Below are 17737 nucleotides of genomic sequence, written 5' to 3'. Positions count from 1 at the left end.
AGCCTGCCGTGCGCGTGTTGTTCGTGACGCTGGACGAGAAGTCCCACCTGTACTGCATGGTCCCGGCCGCCTGGGCGCTCGTCGCGGCCGGGCACGAGGTGCGGGTGGCCGCGTCGCCGGGGTTCACCGACGTCGTCACCGGCACCGGCCTGACCGCGGTGCCGGTCGGCGTGGACAACACGATGCACGAGGGCATGAAGCAGAACCGCGACGCCCAGGAAGCCGACATCGCGAACTGGAACGACACGGACCCGGCGTCGCACACGTGGGAGGCGCTGCACCAGCGGTACACCTTCACCGTGTGGGCCGGGTTCGCGATCTACAACGACGACATGGTCGGCGACCTGGTCGCCCACGCTTTGGAGTGGCAGCCCGACCTGGTCGTCTGGGACGCGCTGACCTACGCCGGGGCGATCGCGGCGAAGGCGTGCGGCGCGGCGCACGTCCGGCAGCTGTGCTGGGCCGACGTCTGGTGCGCCATGCGAGCGACGTTCCTGAAGGTGATGGCCGAACAGCCGGCCGAGGAGCAGGAAGACCCGCTCTACGACTGGCTGGAGCTGACCGGCCGGCCGTACGGGGTGGACTTCGACGAAGGGCTCGTCACCGGCCAGGCGACCATCGACCCGCTGCCGGAGTCGCTTGGCGCGCGCTCCGGCGTCCGGCGCCTGCCGGTGCGGCACGTGCCCTACAACGGGCGGGCCGTGGTCTGGGACTGGCTGCGCACACCGCCGTCGCGGCCGCGGGTGTGCTTGACGCTGGGTTCGTCCAACACGGACGCTTTCGGTGGCGACTACGTCTCGATCCCGGAGATACTGGCCGCGTTGTCCACTTTGGACATCGAAGTGGTTGCCGCGCTGGTGCCCGAGCAGCGCGAGGCCCTGACGGAGGTGCCGGCCAACGTCCGGGTCGTCGAGTCGGTCGCGCTGCACACCGTGCTGCCGAGCTGCGCGGCGATCGTGCACCACGGCGGGTTCGGCAGCTACGGCGCGGCGCTGGTGGCCGGCGTCCCGCAGCTGACCGTCACCACGCCGATCGCCGACCACCTCCTGCGTCCGCAGCGGCTGGTCGACGAGGGTGCGGGACTGTTGTTCACCCACAACGGCTTCACGGCCGACGACCTGCGGTCCGCGGTGGCCCGGCTGGTCGGGGAGCCGGAGTTCGCGGCCAACTCGCGCCGCCTGCGTGACCTCGCACTGGCCCAGCCGACCCCGGCCGAGCTGGTCGCGGACCTGGAGAAGCTGGTCGCCGAGCGGTCGTGAGTGAGAAACAGGGTTAGAACACTGTTTCTCACTCACGACCTCTTTCAACCCAGGCGGCGGCGGATCTCCGGGGCGTGCTCGATCGCGAAGGCCACCAGGGCCGAGACTTCGCGGACCTGCTCGCTCGTGACGGACGGTCCGGTCGGCAGCGTCAGCACGCGCCGGGAGAACGCGTCGGTGGCGGGCAGCGAGACCGGCCGCTCGGTGCGGTAGGGCTCGCACTCGTGCACGCACGGCGAGAAGTAGCGCTGCGCCAGCACGTTGTCCGCCCGCAGCAGGTCGAGGAGGGTGTCGCGGGACAGCCCGCACTCCTCCTCGTCGACCTTCACGACGTTGTACTGGTAGCTGTTGCGGTTCTCCTCGTCGTAGCGGTGCATCTCCAGGCCGGGCAGCCCGTCCAGCAAGGCGGTGTACTGCTCGTAGTGCGCGCGGTTGGCGGCGATGGTCGCGGGCAGCGCGTCGAGCGAGGTCAGCCCCATGGCCGCCGACGCCTCGCTCATCTTGGCGTTGGTGCCGGCGAACTCGGTGACGTGCTCCTCGCCCCAGCCGAAGTTGTGGGTGTAGCGGGCGAGCTGGGCGAAGTCGTCGTCGTTGGTGACGATCCCGCCGCCCTCGAACGTCGTGACGACCTTCGCCGCGTGGAAGCTGAACATCTCGGCCTTGCCGAACCCGCCGAGGGGCTGGGAGCCGAAGCTGCAGCCGATGCCGTGCGCGGCGTCGAAGAAGAGGGTCAGGTTGTGCAGCTCGGCGATCTTCTCCAGCTCCTGGATGGCGGCCGGTTGGCCCCACAGGTGCACGCCGACCAGACCGGTCGTGCGGTCGGTGATCAGGCGCTCGACCTGCTCGGGGTCGATGCACCCGGTGGCCGGGTCGAGATCGCAGAAGACCGGCGTCAGGCCGAGGTAGCGCATCGCGTGCGCGGTCGCGACGTAGGTCATCGACGGCATGATGACCTCGCCGGTGAGGCCGGCCGCCCGGGCCATCACCTCGAGCGCGATCGTCCCGTTGCAGGTCGCGACGCAGTGCTTGGCCCCGGCGTGCTCGGCGATCCGCGCCTCGAACTCCTTGACCAGCGGGCCGCCGCTGGTGAGGCGCCCGCTGTCGAGGGCCACTTCGAGCCGTTCGTAGAACTTCGCCCGGTCCCCGGTGCTCGGTTTCCCGACCACCAGGGTCTTCTCGAAGGCCATCGGGCCGCCGAACAGCGCCAGGTCGTCAACGCTCGTCTTCATGAAAGGTCCTTCCCCAGGGGTCGCGGTCTGCCCTTTCCCGCGATGACGTGCATTTCGTTGCTTTACAACAGCTGTTGAGATCCCCCTCGAACGGTCGTCTGCAGGATAGGTACGCCGCGCGGGACTGACGGATCTTGCCGGGAAACTCTGTGGAAGCCCCTAGTCGTCCCGGCGTAGAAACGTTCAAAGCGCTTTTGGGGGGAAATAGCCAGAAGTTGCGTGGTAGCCGGTGCGACACGCGGCGGCGGTGGCCGACGATGCAGCGGTGAGCAGGCATATCGCGGTCTTCAGCTTCCCCGCGTACGCGCACGTCGCGCCGGTCCTCCCGATCGTCGCCGAGCTGGTGCGCCGCGGCCACCGGGTCACCTTCGCCGTGGTCGACGAGTTCGCCGCGAAGGTGGCGGCGACCGGTGCGGAGGTGCTGCCCTACACCTCGACGTTCCCGTGGGCGACCGGGCTGGGCGACACCGCGTCCGACGGGTACGCGCTGCGGGCCATGCTGGCGTTCATGGGCGAGGGCCTCGCGCCGCTCCCGGCCGCGATGAAACGGTTCGCCGACGACCCGCCGGACCTGGTGATCCACGACCTGGCGGCGTCCGAGACCGCGCGGCTGATCGCGCGGAAGTGGTCGGTGCCGGTGGTGCAGTCGGTCCCGGAGTTCGCGTCCAACGAGCACTTCCGCCTGAACGAGGCACAGGCCGAGTCCGACTCCGCCCGGCCGCCGGACCTCACCGACCCCGACCTGACCGCGTTCGTGGCGGACACCCAGCGGCTGCTCGCCGAGCACAGTCTGTCCGATGTGGACACCGGCGACGGCGACCCCGGCTACCACCTCGTCTACCTGCCGAAGGCGTTCCAGATCCGCGGCGAGACCTTCGACGACCGCTTCGCGTTCATCGGGCCGTCCTTCGACCGGACGGCGCCGCCGGGGGAGTGGACCCCGCCCGAGGACGGGCTGCCGCTCGTGCTGATCTCGCTGGGCACTTCGCGCAGCCGGGAACAAGTCGGCTTCTTCCGCAAGTGCGTGCGCGCGTTCACCGGGCAGCCGTGGCACGTCGTGCTGACGCTCGGCCGGTGGGTCGACCCGGCCGAGCTCGGGCCGTTGCCCGACAACATCGAGGCGCACCCGTTCGTCGCGCACGCGGCGCTGTTGCCGCACACCAAGGTTTTCGTCACGCACGGTGGGCTCGGCAGCACCATGGAGAGCCTCCACTACGGCGTGCCGATGGTGATGACACCGTCCCAGAGCGACCAGGTGGTGACCGCGGCCCGCGTCGCGGAGCTCGACCTCGGCCGCGTGGTGTCCCGCACCGAGGTCACCGAAGCGGAGCTGCTCGAAGCCGTCACCACGACCGCGTCCGACCCGGTGGTCGCCGAGCGCGTCCGGTGGATGAGCGACCAGGTCGCGCTGGCCGGCGGGGAGACCCGGGCGGCCGACGCCGTCGAATCGTGGCTCGGAGCGAAAGTGGAGGCGAAGTGAAGCTGGCGGAGGTCTACCTCAGCGGGATCGGTACGTACGTGCCGGCGACCACCGGCGTCGAGGCGGCGATCGAGCAGGGGTGGATGACCGCCGAGGACGCCGAGACGTCCGGGCTGACCGGCGCGGCCTGCGCCGGCGAGACCCCGGCCCCGGACATGGCGCTGTGGGCCGGGCAGGAAGCCGTGGCCCGCGCGGGCGTCGACCCGGAGTCCCTGGACGTGTTGCTGTACGCGGACAACTACCACTCCGGTCCGGACGGCTGGTTCCCGCAGTTCTGGCTGCAGCGGCACCTGGTCGGCGGCGACCTGCTCGCGGCGCAGCTGCGTCAGGGCTGCAACGGCATGTTCGGGGCGCTGGAGCTGGCTTCGACGTACCTGATCGCCCGCGGCGGCGGCACGGCGATGACGGTCGCGTCGGACAACTCGACGTCCCCGCTGGTGAACCGCTGGCGCTGCCTGCGCCCGGACTTCGTCATCGGCGACGGCGCCACGGCGGTCGTGCTGAACACGACGTCCGGCTTCGCGCGCCTGAAGTCGGCGAGCTCGATCACGGTGCCCGAGCTGGAGGGCATGCACCGCGGCGACGAGCCGATGTTCCCCCCGGGCGCGACGATCGGCCGGTTCATGGACTTCGCCGAGCGCATCGACTTCTTCGGGTTCAAGAACCGCGACACGATGCTCCACAGTGGCCTCAACCTGCTGAAGACGCGCTCGGAGCTGATCGACCGGGTGCTGTCGGAGGCGGGCATCGGCATCGACGAGGTCAGCCGCATCGCGTACAACCACGGCTCGCGCAAATACGTCGAGGATGGGTTGCTGGCGATGCTGGGGATCCCGCTGGAGAAGTCGAACTGGGACTTCGGCCGCGGCCTGGGTCACCTGGGGGCGAGCGACCAGGTGGCGTCGCTGGCGAACATGCTCGGGACGGGCCAGCTGCGGCCGGGCGACCACGTGCTGATGGTCGGGATCGCGCCGGGGGTCAGTGTGGCCGGCGCGGTGGTGGAGATCCTGGACGTGCCGGAGTGGGCTGAGCCGGTCGTGCCCAAGGGGTGAGGTGGGGTTCGGAGGTCGCCTTCACCGGACGAGGTCTGGTGGGGGCGGCTTTTTCGTGCTCGGGGCGAGGCGGGGCTGGGTTGGGCGGTGCCGGGGCGGGGCTGGGCGAGGTGGGGCGGTGCCGGGGCGGGTGCCTCGGGGCGTAGCGGGGCGGGTGCCTGGGGCCGCGGCCGGGTGCGGGTGCCTGGGGCCGTGGCCGTGGCCGGGCGCGGGTGCGGGGCGTTCGCCTGCTCGCTGCGGTGCGGCTTCCTGCCGCCAGAACTCCCCCGAGTGAGCTAGCCCGGGCCGGCCGCGCAACTGCACCGGCAAGCTCTCCGGCAGCGGACAAGCGACTGTCCGTGACAGCGCCCGACCTCCGCACCCCCTACCGAACCGAACCCCTGCGGACCACACCGGACCACCCCGTGAATCGCCCACGACGCCGCACTCCGGTCACTCCCGGTGCGACCGTACCTGTCACAGGGTAGCCGCTCCGAACTTCAGGTGGAAACTGACCAACAACCCGGTGAACCCACTGCGCAGGACCCCGGAAACGCGAATCGGGTGGTCCGAGGTCGCCCTCGTCCCACCCGATTCACCCGGTCAGCGGTGCGCCGGCTCAGCCGCCGCTGCCGCCGCCGTACGCGCCGCCCAAAAGGCGGCTGCGGCGCTTGCGGTTCTTTTCGTCGTCAGCCTTGGCGTTGTCCGCCTTCGAGTCCGACGGCTTCTTCTTGGAATCGTCTTCCTTTTTTCCGAAAACACCCACTGCCTCGGTCCTTTCTTTGCGCCGACCCATCATCGCAAATCGATCCGTGCCTTCGCAGGATAGCGCAGGGTACTGCCGGGCGCACCCTTCGCGACCCGCATTCAGGGTATTTCCCGGAGGGTTCCCGCCTCGCGGGAAAAGGGCCGGCCGGGTCGCCGGGGCCGGTGTCGATACCGGCATGAACCGGACATCGAACCCAACCCGGGCGGCCCGGCCGGCCCTGGGGAAAGCGGTGCTCAGCGGATGTACTGCGGGGTCACCTTCGGCGGCCACTGGCCGATGCACAGGATGCCCTGCGAGTACGCCTTCGAGACCAGCGCCGAGCGGTTCGGCGACTTGAACTGCCGCAGCATCGCGCCGACGTGGTACTCGATGCCCTGCCTGCTCAGGTACAGCTTCGAGGCCAGCTGCACGGTCGAAATCCCGGCGGCGACGCCCTCGAGGACCTTCGCGTCGAGCTCGCTGAGCAGCTTGGTCTTCTCGATCGCCGGCCGCGGGGCCTCCGCGGCGCGGTCCGGCTTGATCAGCACGACGATCGTGGTGACCTGGCCCGACTGGCTGCGCACCGCGATGCCGGTCAGTCCGCCCGAGAGCACCGGCTGCGCGGGCCGCACGCCCACCAGGCGGGCGCTGAAGCGGTCGCGGCGGCCTTCGTTCAGCCGCGCCAGCTGCTGGAGGGTGAACTGTTTGGCACTCGGGTGCACGAAGTCCACAAAGCTCTGTCCAAAAACGTCGGACGCGGTTCGGCCCAGCTGGCGGAGGAAATCGCCATTGGCCTCGATCACCCGGAGGTCGGGTCCCAGATTCGCGATGCAGACATCGGACAGGTCGAAGGCGGGGACGTTCTGGTTCTGTCTTTCAGCGACGGGCGGCAGACCGTGCGGAACCGCCGCCGGCCGCTCGACCAAGGAATCGACACGCGTGTTCATCGAGTTCGAACCCCCAGATTCGTTCTACGTTTCGTAGGCATTGTCCACGGACAAAAGACGTCTACGACCCCCGAGCTCCCCTCAAGAGGGTCAACGGCACCGGCCCGGATGGGTTATTCACACCACCCCAGCGGAAACCTCGAGCCCTTCCCCAGAAGGATCCTCGAGTCCACCCGGACTGATCCGCTTCGGTCCGTTTCGTTGGAAACAAACCAAACGACGTCTCGTACGCTAGCCAACGGGTTATGGCCCGTCAATGCCGGTCGGGGGGTTGGGGGCTAACACTGGGGTCCGCCCGGCCGGAGGTACGGCACCCGCGGGCGCACCTTCGGTAGTGCGGTATCCGCCCGTTCACTCTGCGCTCGCGAGCGGTTCGCCGGCGGGTCAGCCCGCGGTCGTGGTGACCGGCAGTTGCTGGACGCCGAACACGCCGCCGGCGTGGAACGGCACGTCCGCACCGGGGGTGATCCGCAGGTGCTCGAACCGCTCGAACAGCAGCTCCAGCGCGATCCGCCCTTCGAGCCGCGCCAGCGGCGCGCCCAGGCAGAAGTGGATGCCGTGCCCGAACGCGGCGTGGGTGTTCGGCTTGCGGGTCAGGTCGAACCGCCACGCGTCGGTGAACTCGCGCTCGTCGTAGTTCGCCGACACCACCCAGGCCCAGACGATCGAGTCGGCGGGGATCACCGTGCCGGCCACCTCGACGTCCTCCGTGGTCACCCGGACCACCCGCGGGAACGGCGGCCGCAGCCGCAGCACCTCCTCGAGCAGCGGCTCCACCAGCGCCGGCTCCGCCCGGACCTGCTCGTAGACGCCGGGGGCGTCCTCCAGGCAGAGCAGCACGTTGCCGAGCAGCATGGTGGTGGTGACGTGCCCGGCGAGCAGCAGCAACGCCGTGAAGTTGCCGACCTCCTCGTCGGTCAGCCGCTCGCCGTCGATCGAGGACTCCACGAGCCGGGTCAGCAGGTCGTCGCGGGGCTCGGCGCGCCGGGCGGCGATCTGGGCGTTGAGGTACGCCTCCATCTCCTCGATCGCGATGGCGAGCTTCTCGCCGGTGCTGGGGTCGTCGACCTGCAGGGCCATCAGCGCCTCGGCCCAGCCCCGGAACAGCTCCCGGTCGCCGGCGGGCACGCCCAGCAGCTCGGCGATGACGATCACCGGCAGCGGGTAGGCCAGCACGTCGACCAGGTCGAACGCCGTCGCGTCCGGCTCGACCGCGGCCAGCAGCTCCCGGGTCAGCTCGGTGATCCGCGGCGCGAGGTCGGCGACCACCTTGGGGGTGAACGCCTGGCTGACCAGGCGGCGCAGCTTGCGGTGCTCGGGTGGGTCGATGACCAGCAGGGTGCCCGGGGGTGCCTGGTCGCCGGGCGAGGTCAGGCGCGTCGTGTCCGACGAGAACAGCTGCGCGTCGGTGCTGACGCGGCGGACGTCGGCGGAGCGGAACACGTGCCAGGCGCCGGCCTCGTCCTGCCACACGGGCGTGTCCGCCCGCATCTTCTCCAGCCAGGTCAGCAGGGAAGCGCCGCCGTCCGGGGCGATCTCCGGGGCAGCGGTCGGCTCGGTGGTGTCCACTTCGAAATCACTCCCAGGGATCAGGCGGTCAGTCGGGCCTCGACGCGGTCCGCGGCCGCCGCGGCACCTCCGGCGCCGGTGATGTGCTCGCGCATCCGCGCCACGCGCTCGTGGGCGCCGGCGTCCTCGGCGAGGCCGGTGACGGCCTTCAGCAGCGACGCCGCGTCGACGTCGTCCGGGGCCAGCCGGACGCCGAGACCGAGCTCGGCGAGCCGGTCGGCGACGATCTCCTGCTCCAGCGTGCGGGGCACGACCACCGGCGGGACGCCCAGGGCCAGGGACTCCATGGTGCTGCCCATGCCGGCGTGCGAGACGAACCCGCTCGCCCGGCTCAGCACGGCGGGCTGCGGCACCCACGGGTGCAGCTCGAAGTTCGGCGGCACCGGGCCGAGGTCGGCCGGCGAGACCAGGCGCCCGATCGTCATGACGACGTGCCACGGCGACCCGGCGAACGCCTCGAGGCACGAGGCGAAGAACTCGCGCTGGTGGTGGTAACCGAAGCTGCCCATGGCGATCAGCAGCACCGGCCGGCTGTCCGGCGGGGTCCAGCCGCCCGCGCGGTCGCCGAGGCACGGCCCCACGAAAGCGAACCCGTCGTCGAAGGTGTCGCCGCCGGGCTGGAACTCCCGCGGCAGGAACACGAGTTTGGTGTCCTCACGGGCTTCCGCGAGCTCCGCCGCGGACGTGCCGGGCAGGTGCTCGGCGAGCACGTCCCCGACGACCGCCGCGGCCTTGGCGAGCGCGGGGTGGTCCGGGTCGGGCGCGGGGACCTTGCCCGCCATCGAGGCGTAGGGCGAAAACTGCCCGTTCGCGACGAACGTCGAACACGACAGGATGGCCGGGATCTCCCACTTGCGCGCCAGCAGACGTCCGGTGGGGTAACCGAAAGCGTCGTACAGGAAGACGTCCGGCCGGTCGGCTTCGAACGCGCCGAGCGCGGTCCGCAGCGGCGCGAACCCTTCCAGCGCCTGGGCGAGCCCCGCCTCCGCGACGACGTCACCGGTGATCTTTTCCGGGATCGCCACGGTGTCCCACGACTTCGGCACGTGGGACTCGTACGGCAGCACGGTGGCGCCGGTGGCGCGCACGGCCTCGGCGTACTGCTCGGCCACGACGTAGCTCACCCGGTGGCCGCGGCGCACGAGCTCGGCCGCCACGGGCAGCGTCGGGTTGACGTGCCCGTGGGCGGGATAGTTGAGGAAGGCGATGTGGCTTCCCGGCGGGGGAGTCATGCATCGAAAGCTAGTCGCGCGCGGCGGGCAGTCAACCATGTCTAGGCGAACCCCTCGGGTCCCGCGGTGAGCAGGGAAAAGGGCGTTCCTCCTGTGTTAACTGTTGCCATGTCCGATTCGGCGCAGCGGAAGGAAGCGGCCGTGAGCCTGTTCGTCGAGGCCGAGGGGATCACCAAGACCTTCGGCAAGGTCCGCGCGCTGGACGACGTCAGCCTGCAGGTGCCGCGCGGCACCGTGTGCGGGCTGCTGGGCCACAACGGCGCCGGCAAGACCACTCTGGTCAACGTGCTGACGACGCTGGTGACGCCGACGTCGGGCCGCGCGAGCGTCGCCGGGCTGGACGTGCAGCGCGACGCCGTGGCACTGCGCAGCCGCATCGGGCTCACCGGCCAGTTCGCCTCGGTCGACGAGCAGCTTTCCGGCTTCCGCAACCTGATCCTGATCGCCCGCCTGCTCGGCGCCTCCACCAAGGCGGCCAAGGAGCGGGCGGACGAGCTGCTGACGGCGTTCGGCCTGCTCGAAGCGGCCGGGCGCCCGGCCAAGACCTACTCCGGCGGCATGCGACGGCGCCTCGACCTGGCCGCCAGCCTCGTCGGCCACCCCGACGTGATCTTCCTCGACGAGCCGACGACGGGCCTCGACCCGGCGGCCCGGATCGCCATGTGGGAGATCGTCGAACAGCTCGTGCGCGACGGCTCGACCGTGCTGCTCACCACGCAGATGCTCGACGAAGCCGACCGGCTCGCCGACAAGATCGTCGTGCTGGCACAGGGAAAGGTGATCGCCGCCGGCACCGCGGCCTCGCTCAAGGCGCAGGTCGGCAAGCGCACGGTCACCCTCACGCTGGCCGACCCGGCCGACACCGAGCGCGCCGCGGACGCGGTCCGCCTCGCCGGGATGGCCCCCCGGGAGTCCGGAGTGGACGATCTGGCCGGCCTCGCGCTGACGGTGCCGGTGGAGAAGTCCACCGACCTCGTGCGGGTGGTCCGGGCGCTCGACGACGTCAAGGTCGAGCCGGTCGAGCTGGCGCTGGTCGACCCCCGCCTCGACGACGTGTACCTCGCGCTCTCCGGCGGGCCGGCCGATTCCCCCACCCCCACCGAGAGGCACTGACCCATGAGCGCACCGACGACGCTGTCCACTCCGGACCGGTCCACTGTGGCCGGACCGGGCGGCGGTCCGTGGCGGGGCACCTCGGTGCCGATGCAGATCATCATCCTCACCGGCCGCTCGCTGCGGGCGGTCGTGGCGTCGCGGGCGCTGGTGCTGCTGGGCCTGCTGCAGCCGCTCATCATGCTGATCCTGTTCAGCCAGGTGTTCGCGAGCCTGGCCGGCACCAGCTCGTTCCCGGCCGGGGTGTCCTACATCGACTACCTGATGCCCGCGGTGCTGGTGATGGGCTCGCTGTCGGTGGCGCTGCAGTCGGGTGTCGGCCTGCTCGACGACATGCGCAACGGCGTCGTGGCGCGGTTCCGCACGCTGCCGATCGCGTCGGCGTCGGTGCTGGTGGCGCGCAGCCTCGCCGACGTCGTGCGGCACGCGCTGCAGCTGGCGATCATGCTGGTGCTGGCGGCGACGCTGTTCGGGTTCTCACCCGGCGGCGGCTTCACCGGCGTGCTGCTGGCGTGGCTGATGTGCATCGCGGTGGGCTGGTCGCTCAGCTGGATGTTCATGGCGATCGGCGTCTGGATCTCGAACGTCGAGGTGATGCAGGGCGTCACGTCGATGGTGATGTTCCCGCTGATGTTCGCGTCCTCGGCCTACGTCCCGCTGTCGTCGCTGCCGGCGTGGCTGCGCGCGGTGGCGACGGTGAACCCGCTGACGTACTCGGTGGACGCGTCGCGCAACCTGGCGCTGGGCAACCCGGTGGGCATCGGCGGACTGGCGGCGCTGGGCGCGGCCGGCCTGATCGGTATCACCGGCGCGATCGTCGCCACCCGGGGCTTCCGCCGCTCCGCCTGACCCCCTTCTCGAGCCTGCCGCGGCGGGGTCGTGAGTGAGAAACAGTGTTCTAACCCTGTTTCTCACTCACGACCAGCCGCGGCAGACTGCTTACGGGAGCAGGGCTTCGAGGGCGTCGGCGGCCGCGGCCGCGCCGCCGGCCTGCTCGATCTCCTTGGCCATCAGCGCGAGGCGGGCGGTCAGCGAGTCGTCGGCCGCCATCGCCTCGACCGCGGCGAAGATGACCGGCCCGCTCGCCCCGGTGACCGGGATGTGCCGGCCCAGGCCAAGTTCCGCGACGCGGTGGGCGTTGGCCAGGGTCTCGCCGCTGTGGGAGACCGCGACGACCGGGACCTCGTAGCGCAGCGCCTCCAGGACGCTGCCCATCCCCGCCTGGCAGACCAGCGCCGTCGCGTGCTTCAGCACCGACGGGTGCGGCATCCAGTTGTGCGCCTCGACGTTCGGCGGCAGCTCGCCGAGCGCGGCCAGGTCGGCGCCGCGGCCCAGCGTCAGCACCACGTGCCACGGCTCGCCGCGGAAGGCCTCGATGCAGCCGGTGAAGAACCCGAGGTCCTTGCTCATCGACGTGCCCAGCGAGATCAGCACCACCGGCAGGCCGTCGCCGGGCGGGGTCCAGTGGCCTTCGAGCGGACGGCAGTCCGCGGTCGGGCCGACGAACCGGTACCGCGAGCCGAACGTCTCGCTCCCGTAGTGGAACGCCTTGGGGATGTAGACCAGACGCGGCTCGTCTCCGGTCGCGCTCAGGCTGGCCATCGCCAGGTTCGGGTCCAGCCCGTGCCGCGTGAGCAACGCCGAGACGTCCGCGCCGAACTCCTCGCCGAACCGCGCGAGCCGCGGGTCCTGGTGGTCGAAATCGGTGGCCGCGGGGTGGTCCTCGGGCGGCTGGGGCGAGCCGGGGATCTCGTCGTCGTCGTTCTCGATGAAGACGGGACAGCTCTCGACGAGCGGGACGTCCCAGGCGTGCGCGAGCACGCGGGCGGCGTTGCCGCTGATGGTGTCGTGGACGATCAGGTCGGGCCGGTCGCCGGAGAGCCGCTCCAGCGCCGGTCCGAGCGCCGCGAAGCCCTCGCGCATCAGGTCGATGATCATCGTCACCGCGTCGTCGGCGCTGTCGACCTTGGTGACCGCCGCGGGGAAGTCCGAGTGGTACGGCAGCACGTCGGCCGGGCTGTCGCGCAGCAGGCTCGCGAACTGCTCGGCGACGGCGAACGTGACCCGGTGGCCGCGCGCGGCGAGCGCTTCGACCGGGCCCAGCATCGGGTTGATGTGCCCGACGCCCGGAAAGCTGAAGAACATGATGTGCCGGCCCTGGGTCATGGCTGGATTATCGCGAGAAACCGCAGCTCAGAGGCGGTTCGGAAGCGAAGTCTAGGGGAATCGCTACCCTCACTTTCCGTGCTTAAACATCACTTCTGAGTGACTACGAAGGTTGCGGATCCGCGCGGCTCGCGCGACTTTCGTTGCTCGGGTCGATGACTCCCGGCCGTCGAAAACGCAAGGTCCATCCGGGTCTACTTGAGCTATGACCCTTACCAGTGGAACCACCGACAGCCGGCCGGGCCGCACGCGCCCGGCGTTCGCGCGGACCCCGGTTCTCCTGATCGCGGGAGTCGCCGGAGCCCTGCTCCTCATCGCCAGCCGGAACTACGGGTTCTCCTTCGACGAGGCCTACTTCGTGGTGGCCGGCCGCGACCACCCCGCGTGGGGCTACTTCGACCAGCCCCCGCTGGTGCCGTTCCTGGCCGCGGGGCTGGACCACCTGTTCCCCGGCTCGCTGGTCGCCCTGCGGCTGCCCGCCACGCTGGCCGCCGTCGGCGGGATCGTGCTGAGCGCGCTGACCGCCCGCGAGCTGGGCGGCCGCCGGGTCGCCCAGACCGTCGCCGCGGCGGCGTACGCGATGTCCGGCGCCACGCTGATCTGCCACTACCTCGCGACCTACTCGATCGACCCGTTCTTCTGGTCGCTCATCGTCTGGCTGGTCGTGCGGTGGGTCCGGGTGCGCGACGACCGGCTGCTGTTCGTCGCCGGGCTCGTCACGGCCGTCTCGCTGCAGACGAAGTTCCTGGTCCCGGCGCTGTGGGTGGCGCTCGCCGCCGCGTCGCTGGTCTTCGGGCCGCGCGACCTCGTGCGCCGTCCGCTGCTGTGGGCGGGCGCGCTGGTCGCGACGCTGACGACCGTGCCGACGCTGGTCTGGCAGGCCACCCACGGCTGGCCGTACGCCCGGATGTCCGAGGTCGTCGCGGCCGAGTTCCCCGGCACCGGTGAGTTCCTGCTCGAGCTGCTGTCCGGGCCCGGCCTGGTGATCGGCGTCCCGCTCGCGCTGTTCGGCTTCGGACGTCTGCTGATCGCCCGCGACCTGCGGCCGTACCGCTTCCTCGGCGTCGCGTTCCTGCTGCTGATCGTGGCGTACCTGCTGACGTCGGGCCGGTCCTACTACGTCTACAGCCTGTACGCGCTGCTGTTCGCGGCCGGCGCGGTCGGCCTGCAGGACGTCAAGTGGCCCACCGCGGCGAAGGCGGCCGGCTGGCTGCTCGTCGCCGTGTCGATCGTCCAGGCGCTCGTCGCGCTGCCGATCTACCCGAAGTCCTGGGCCCAGCGCATTCCCGACGTGCCGCTGGTGCCGTTGACGGCGAAGGTCTTCGTGCAGTCCGACGGTCAGCTCGGCCAGCTCTCCGACGCCGTCGTCAAGGTCTACGCCTCGCTGCCGCCGGAGCAGCGCGCGCGGACGGCGATCATGACCGACAGCTACGCCTTCGCCGCCGACCTCCAGCTCTTCGGCGCCGAACGCGGACTGCCGGACGTCTACAGCGCGCACCGCGGGTACTTCTACTTCGGGCACCCGGACGAGAGCGTCGACAGCGTCCTGTTCGTCGGCGACGCGAGTCCGCTGGTCGCCGGGGCGTTCGACCGGCACCAGGACGTCGTGCCGCAGCTGATGACCGTCTTCAGTGGACGGCACACCGCGTGGGACGCCTTGTGGCCCCAGCTGCGGACGCAGTAGCTCAGCCCTTGAGCGGCTCCCACCAGTCGCGGTTGTTCTTGTACCAGTCGACGGTGTCGCGCAGGCCGGTGTCGACGCCGACCCGGGGCGAGTAGCCGAGCTCGGTGGAGATCTTCGTGATGTCCACCGAGTACCGGCGGTCGTGGCCCTTGCGGTCCTCGACGGGCCGGATCGCGGTGTGGTCCCGGCCGGTGATCTCGAGCAGCCGCTCGGTGAGCTCCCGGTTGGTCAGCTCGGTGCCGCCGCCGATGTTGTAGACCTCGCCCGCGCGGCCCCGCTCGGCGACGAGCTGGATGCCGCGGCAGTGGTCGTCGACGTGGAGCCAGTCGCGGACGTTGAGGCCGTCGCCGTAGAGCGGCACCTGGAGGCCGTCGACCAGGTTGGTGACGAACAGCGGGATGACCTTCTCGGGGAACTGGTACGGCCCGTAGTTGTTGGAGCAGCGGGTGATCGACGCGTCGAGGCCGTGGGTGATGAAGAACGAGCGGACCAGCAGGTCGGAGGACGCCTTGGACGCCGAGTACGGCGAGTTGGGGGCGATCGGGTGGGTCTCGGGCCAGGAACCCTCGTCGATGGAGCCGTACACCTCGTCGGTGGAGACGTGCACGAACTTGCCGACCTCGCGCTCAAGCGCGGCCTGCAGCAGCGTCTGCGTGCCGAGGACGTTGGTGCGGACGAACTCCGCCGACCCGGCGATCGAGCGGTCCACATGGGACTCGGCGGCGAAGTGCACGACCAGGTCGGTGCCGGTCAGCTCCCTCTCCACGACCTCGGGGTCGCAGATGTCGCCCACGACGACGCGCAGGCGTTCGTCCCCGGCGACCGGCGCCAGGTTCGCGCGGTTGCCCGCGTAGGTGAATTTGTCGAGCACGACCAGCTCGTCGGGCTCGAATCCGGCGTAGTGGCCGGAAAGCACGTTGCGGACGTAGGCCGAGCCGATGAAACCGGCGCCGCCGGTGACCACCATGCGCATGGGAAGGATCCTCCGGGGTTCAGACCGTGGTGAGCGGCCGCGCGCGGCGCGCGAAGTCCATGACGTACTCGCCGTAGCCCGAGCTGCCGATCCGCTCGCCCAGCGCGTAGCACCGGTCGGCGTCGATGAAGCCCATGCGCAGCGCGATCTCTTCGAGGCAGGCGATCTGCACGCCCTGGCGGGCCTCCATCGTCTGCACGTACTGCCCGGCGTCCAGCAGCGACTTGTGCGTGCCGGTGTCCAGCCACGCGAAGCCGCGGCCGAGGTCGACGCAGCTCGCGCGGCCCCGGTCGAGGTAGACGTTGTTGACGTCGGTGATCTCCAGCTCGCCGCGCGCGGACGGCTTGAGCCCCTTGGCGATCTCGACGACGTCGTTGTCGTAGAAGTACAGCCCGGTGAGCGCCCGGTTCGACTTCGGGTTGGCCGGTTTCTCCTCGATGGAGATCAGGTTCCCGTCGGCGTCGCACTCGCCGATGCCGTGGCGGTGCGGGTCGGAGACCTCGTAGCCGAACAGGACGCAGCCCTTGAGGTCGTGCGTCGCGGCGCGCAGCACGTCCGAGAAACCCTGCCCGTGGAAGATGTTGTCGCCGAGGATGAGGGCGGAGGTGTCGTCGCCGACGTGCTCCTCGCCGATGATGAAGGCCTCCGCGAGGCCGTTCGGGTGGGCCTGCTCGGCGTAGCTGAGCCGCAGCCCGAGCTCGGCGCCGTCGCCGAGCAGCCGCTTGAACGCGGGCAGGTCGTGCGGGGTCGAGATGAGCAGGATCTCGGTGATGCCGGCGAGCATCAGGACCGAGAGCGGGTAGTAGATCATCGGCTTGTTGTAGACCGGAACGAGCTGCTTGGAGACGCCCAGCGTGACCGGATGCAGTCGGGAGCCACTGCCGCCGGCCAGGATGATGCCTTTCATGTGGGCCCCACGTTCTTGGTCGGGAAGGATCGCGTCCGGCCCGACCCTAAGCGCGGGACTAGTAGGAGAATCTCCAGTCCTGGCCCGGGTTCAGCGGTGGGCGGCCTGCTGCCGGGTCTCCGTCGTCGGCACGTACGCCGGCAGGTCCGCCGCGATCCGGAACCCGCCGTCCGGGGCCGGCCCCGCCTGCAGGGTCCCGCCGACCAGCTCGACGCGGTGGCGCAGGCTCGACAGCCCCATCCCGGAGCCGCTGCCGGCGAGCACCTCGTCCGGCTGCCGCCTGGGCGGGGTGTTGACGACGCGGATGCCGACACCGTCCGGCCGGTAGCGCAGCTCGACGCGGATTTCGGCGCCCGCCGCGTGCTTGCGGGCGTTGGTCAGTGCTTCCTGCACGATCCGGTGGACCGTGCGCGCGATCGTCGGGGACATCTGCGAGCGCTCGCCCTCGACGTCCAGCTCCACCGGGATCCCGGCCGAGACCGACTCGGCGACCAGCGTGGCGGGGTCGGGCAGCCGCTCCGGCGGGCCCGCCGGTCCGGTCCGAGGACTCGGGCTCGCCAGCCGCTCGGAGATGTCGGCCGACGTCGTGTTCAGCACCCCGACCAGGTCGCGCAGCTCGTCGAGCGCCATCGCGCCGCGCGCGCGGATCTCCTCGGCGGCCTTGCGGACGTCGGGTTCCTTCGAGCTGATACCCAGCGCCCCGGCGTGCAGGACCATCAGGCTGAGCCCGTGCGTGAGGACGTCGTGCATCTCCGAGGCGAGCCGCCGGCGTTCCTCGAACCGGGCCTGCTCGGCCAGCAGGTGCGTCTCGCGTTCCGCCCGCTCGGCGCGGTCGCGCAGCTCCTGCAGCAGCTGCTTGCGCGCGCCCAGGTAGAGGACGACCGCGGCCGGGCCGATCGTGCTGAGCAGGCCGACCGGGGTGATCGTCCAGCTGGGCGCCCACGGCTCGCTGCCGACGATCGCCAGTGCGCCGACGAAGGTGTACGCGACGCGCTGGCTCTGCGTCCGGACCAGGAAGATCACGATGACCGGCGTGATGCGGGGCAGGATCAGCGGGCTTGCCGGGTCCTCCGGGGAGAGCAGGCCGGGGGCGAACGCGTCGGCCAGCACCGTCGCGAAGGTGACCGCCAGCGCGATGCTCGCGACCGTCTTCGGGAAGCGCCGCAGCCCGAGCACCGAGACGTCGACCAGCAGCTGGAGGATCAGGTCGGCGCGGGGGCCGGCCCAGCCGGTGGTGGGGTGGCTGTTGACGCTGATCGCCACGTCGAGCGCGCCGAAGATCACCGCCAGGCTCAGCAGGGTCGCCAGTTCGTGCTTGGGCCCCGCGCGGGTGCCAAGCTGCTCGCGCAGCGTGGCCCGGGTACCTGGAGTGACGTCCGACACGGGCTCCACGGTAGCT

At 70.8% G+C, this 17737-nt stretch carries 15 protein-coding genes; 6 read left to right on the top strand and 9 right to left on the bottom strand.

The window, feature by feature from the left end; all coding sequences use genetic code 11:
• Positions 1 to 8: 8 nt before the first annotated feature.
• Positions 9 to 1259: an activator-dependent family glycosyltransferase gene (locus tag ACZ7OU_RS40335; protein ID WP_470259312.1), complete on the top strand. Its 1251-nt coding sequence runs from the start codon at positions 9 to 11 to the stop codon at positions 1257 to 1259.
• 44 nt (positions 1260 to 1303) lie between these two features.
• Here ACZ7OU_RS40335 and ACZ7OU_RS40330 read toward each other — a convergent pair whose 3' ends face one another.
• The gene (locus tag ACZ7OU_RS40330; protein ID WP_470246086.1) at positions 1304 to 2488 is read right to left on the bottom strand and encodes an aminotransferase class I/II-fold pyridoxal phosphate-dependent enzyme; all 1185 of its coding nucleotides are present in this window, start codon (positions 2486 to 2488) and stop codon (positions 1304 to 1306) included.
• Between the two features lie 265 nt (positions 2489 to 2753).
• Here ACZ7OU_RS40330 and ACZ7OU_RS40325 point away from each other — a divergent pair, with 265 nt between their 5' ends.
• Together ACZ7OU_RS40325 and ACZ7OU_RS40320 are read left to right on the top strand one after the other, a co-directional pair.
• Positions 2754 to 3968, top strand: coding sequence for a macrolide family glycosyltransferase (locus ACZ7OU_RS40325; protein WP_470259311.1), 1215 nt, complete (start codon positions 2754 to 2756; stop codon positions 3966 to 3968).
• Positions 3965 to 5020, top strand: coding sequence for a ketoacyl-ACP synthase III family protein (locus ACZ7OU_RS40320; protein ID WP_470259310.1), 1056 nt, complete (start codon positions 3965 to 3967; stop codon positions 5018 to 5020). Before ACZ7OU_RS40325 ends, ACZ7OU_RS40320 begins: the two co-directional genes overlap by 4 nt.
• 598 nt (positions 5021 to 5618) lie before the next feature.
• Here ACZ7OU_RS40320 and ACZ7OU_RS40315 read toward each other — a convergent pair.
• The 4 genes from ACZ7OU_RS40315 to ACZ7OU_RS40300 all read right to left on the bottom strand — a co-directional run bounded on the left by ACZ7OU_RS40315 (position 5619) and on the right by ACZ7OU_RS40300 (position 9495).
• Positions 5619 to 5765, bottom strand: coding sequence for a hypothetical protein (locus ACZ7OU_RS40315; RefSeq protein ID WP_155545886.1), 147 nt, complete (start codon positions 5763 to 5765; stop codon positions 5619 to 5621).
• 236 nt (positions 5766 to 6001) lie between these two features.
• Positions 6002 to 6694, bottom strand: coding sequence for a helix-turn-helix transcriptional regulator (locus ACZ7OU_RS40310; RefSeq protein WP_470259309.1), 693 nt, complete (start codon positions 6692 to 6694; stop codon positions 6002 to 6004).
• Between the two features lie 384 nt (positions 6695 to 7078).
• Positions 7079 to 8185, bottom strand: a complete 1107-nt coding sequence (locus ACZ7OU_RS40305; RefSeq protein WP_470259680.1) for a cytochrome P450 — start codon at positions 8183 to 8185, stop codon at positions 7079 to 7081.
• Positions 8186 to 8283: 98 nt separating this feature from the next.
• Complete coding sequence (locus tag ACZ7OU_RS40300; RefSeq protein ID WP_470259308.1) at positions 8284 to 9495, bottom strand: macrolide family glycosyltransferase; 1212 nt, start codon at positions 9493 to 9495, stop codon at positions 8284 to 8286.
• 108 nt (positions 9496 to 9603) lie between these two features.
• Here ACZ7OU_RS40300 and ACZ7OU_RS40295 point away from each other — a divergent pair, with 108 nt between their 5' ends.
• Positions 9604 to 10608: an ATP-binding cassette domain-containing protein gene (locus ACZ7OU_RS40295; protein ID WP_470246091.1), complete on the top strand. Its 1005-nt coding sequence runs from the start codon at positions 9604 to 9606 to the stop codon at positions 10606 to 10608.
• A 3-nt stretch (positions 10609 to 10611) separates the two neighbouring features.
• Complete coding sequence (locus ACZ7OU_RS40290; RefSeq protein WP_470246092.1) at positions 10612 to 11457, top strand: ABC transporter permease; 846 nt, start codon at positions 10612 to 10614, stop codon at positions 11455 to 11457.
• 90 nt (positions 11458 to 11547) lie between these two features.
• On the opposite strand, the gene ACZ7OU_RS40285 is transcribed toward ACZ7OU_RS40290, so the two are convergent.
• On the bottom strand, positions 11548 to 12774 hold the full coding sequence (locus tag ACZ7OU_RS40285) for a macrolide family glycosyltransferase (RefSeq protein WP_470259307.1): 1227 nt from the start codon (positions 12772 to 12774) through the stop codon (positions 11548 to 11550).
• 205 nt (positions 12775 to 12979) lie between these two features.
• Between ACZ7OU_RS40285 and ACZ7OU_RS40280 the strand changes: the two genes are divergently transcribed.
• Positions 12980 to 14458 carry an ArnT family glycosyltransferase gene (locus ACZ7OU_RS40280; protein WP_470259306.1) on the top strand — a complete coding sequence of 493 codons (1479 nt, stop codon included), beginning with the start codon at positions 12980 to 12982 and terminating at the stop codon, positions 14456 to 14458.
• Between the two features lies 1 nt (position 14459).
• Here ACZ7OU_RS40280 and rfbB read toward each other — a convergent pair whose 3' ends face one another.
• From rfbB to ACZ7OU_RS40265, 3 genes are all read right to left on the bottom strand, one after another.
• A complete protein-coding gene (gene rfbB / locus ACZ7OU_RS40275) occupies positions 14460 to 15431 on the bottom strand; it encodes a dTDP-glucose 4,6-dehydratase (RefSeq protein WP_470259305.1) in 972 nt (323 codons plus the stop codon).
• A 19-nt stretch (positions 15432 to 15450) separates the two neighbouring features.
• Positions 15451 to 16338 carry a glucose-1-phosphate thymidylyltransferase RfbA gene (gene rfbA / locus ACZ7OU_RS40270; protein ID WP_470246096.1) on the bottom strand — a complete coding sequence of 296 codons (888 nt, stop codon included), beginning with the start codon at positions 16336 to 16338 and terminating at the stop codon, positions 15451 to 15453.
• A 90-nt stretch (positions 16339 to 16428) separates the two neighbouring features.
• The gene (locus ACZ7OU_RS40265; RefSeq protein WP_470246097.1) at positions 16429 to 17721 is read right to left on the bottom strand and encodes a sensor histidine kinase; all 1293 of its coding nucleotides are present in this window, start codon (positions 17719 to 17721) and stop codon (positions 16429 to 16431) included.
• Positions 17722 to 17737: the final 16 nt, after the last annotated feature.

This window comes from Amycolatopsis sp. NPDC114505, assembly GCF_055633615.1.
The sequence above is the reverse complement of the archived record's forward strand: the minus strand, read 5'-3'. Positions and strand labels throughout refer to the sequence as shown.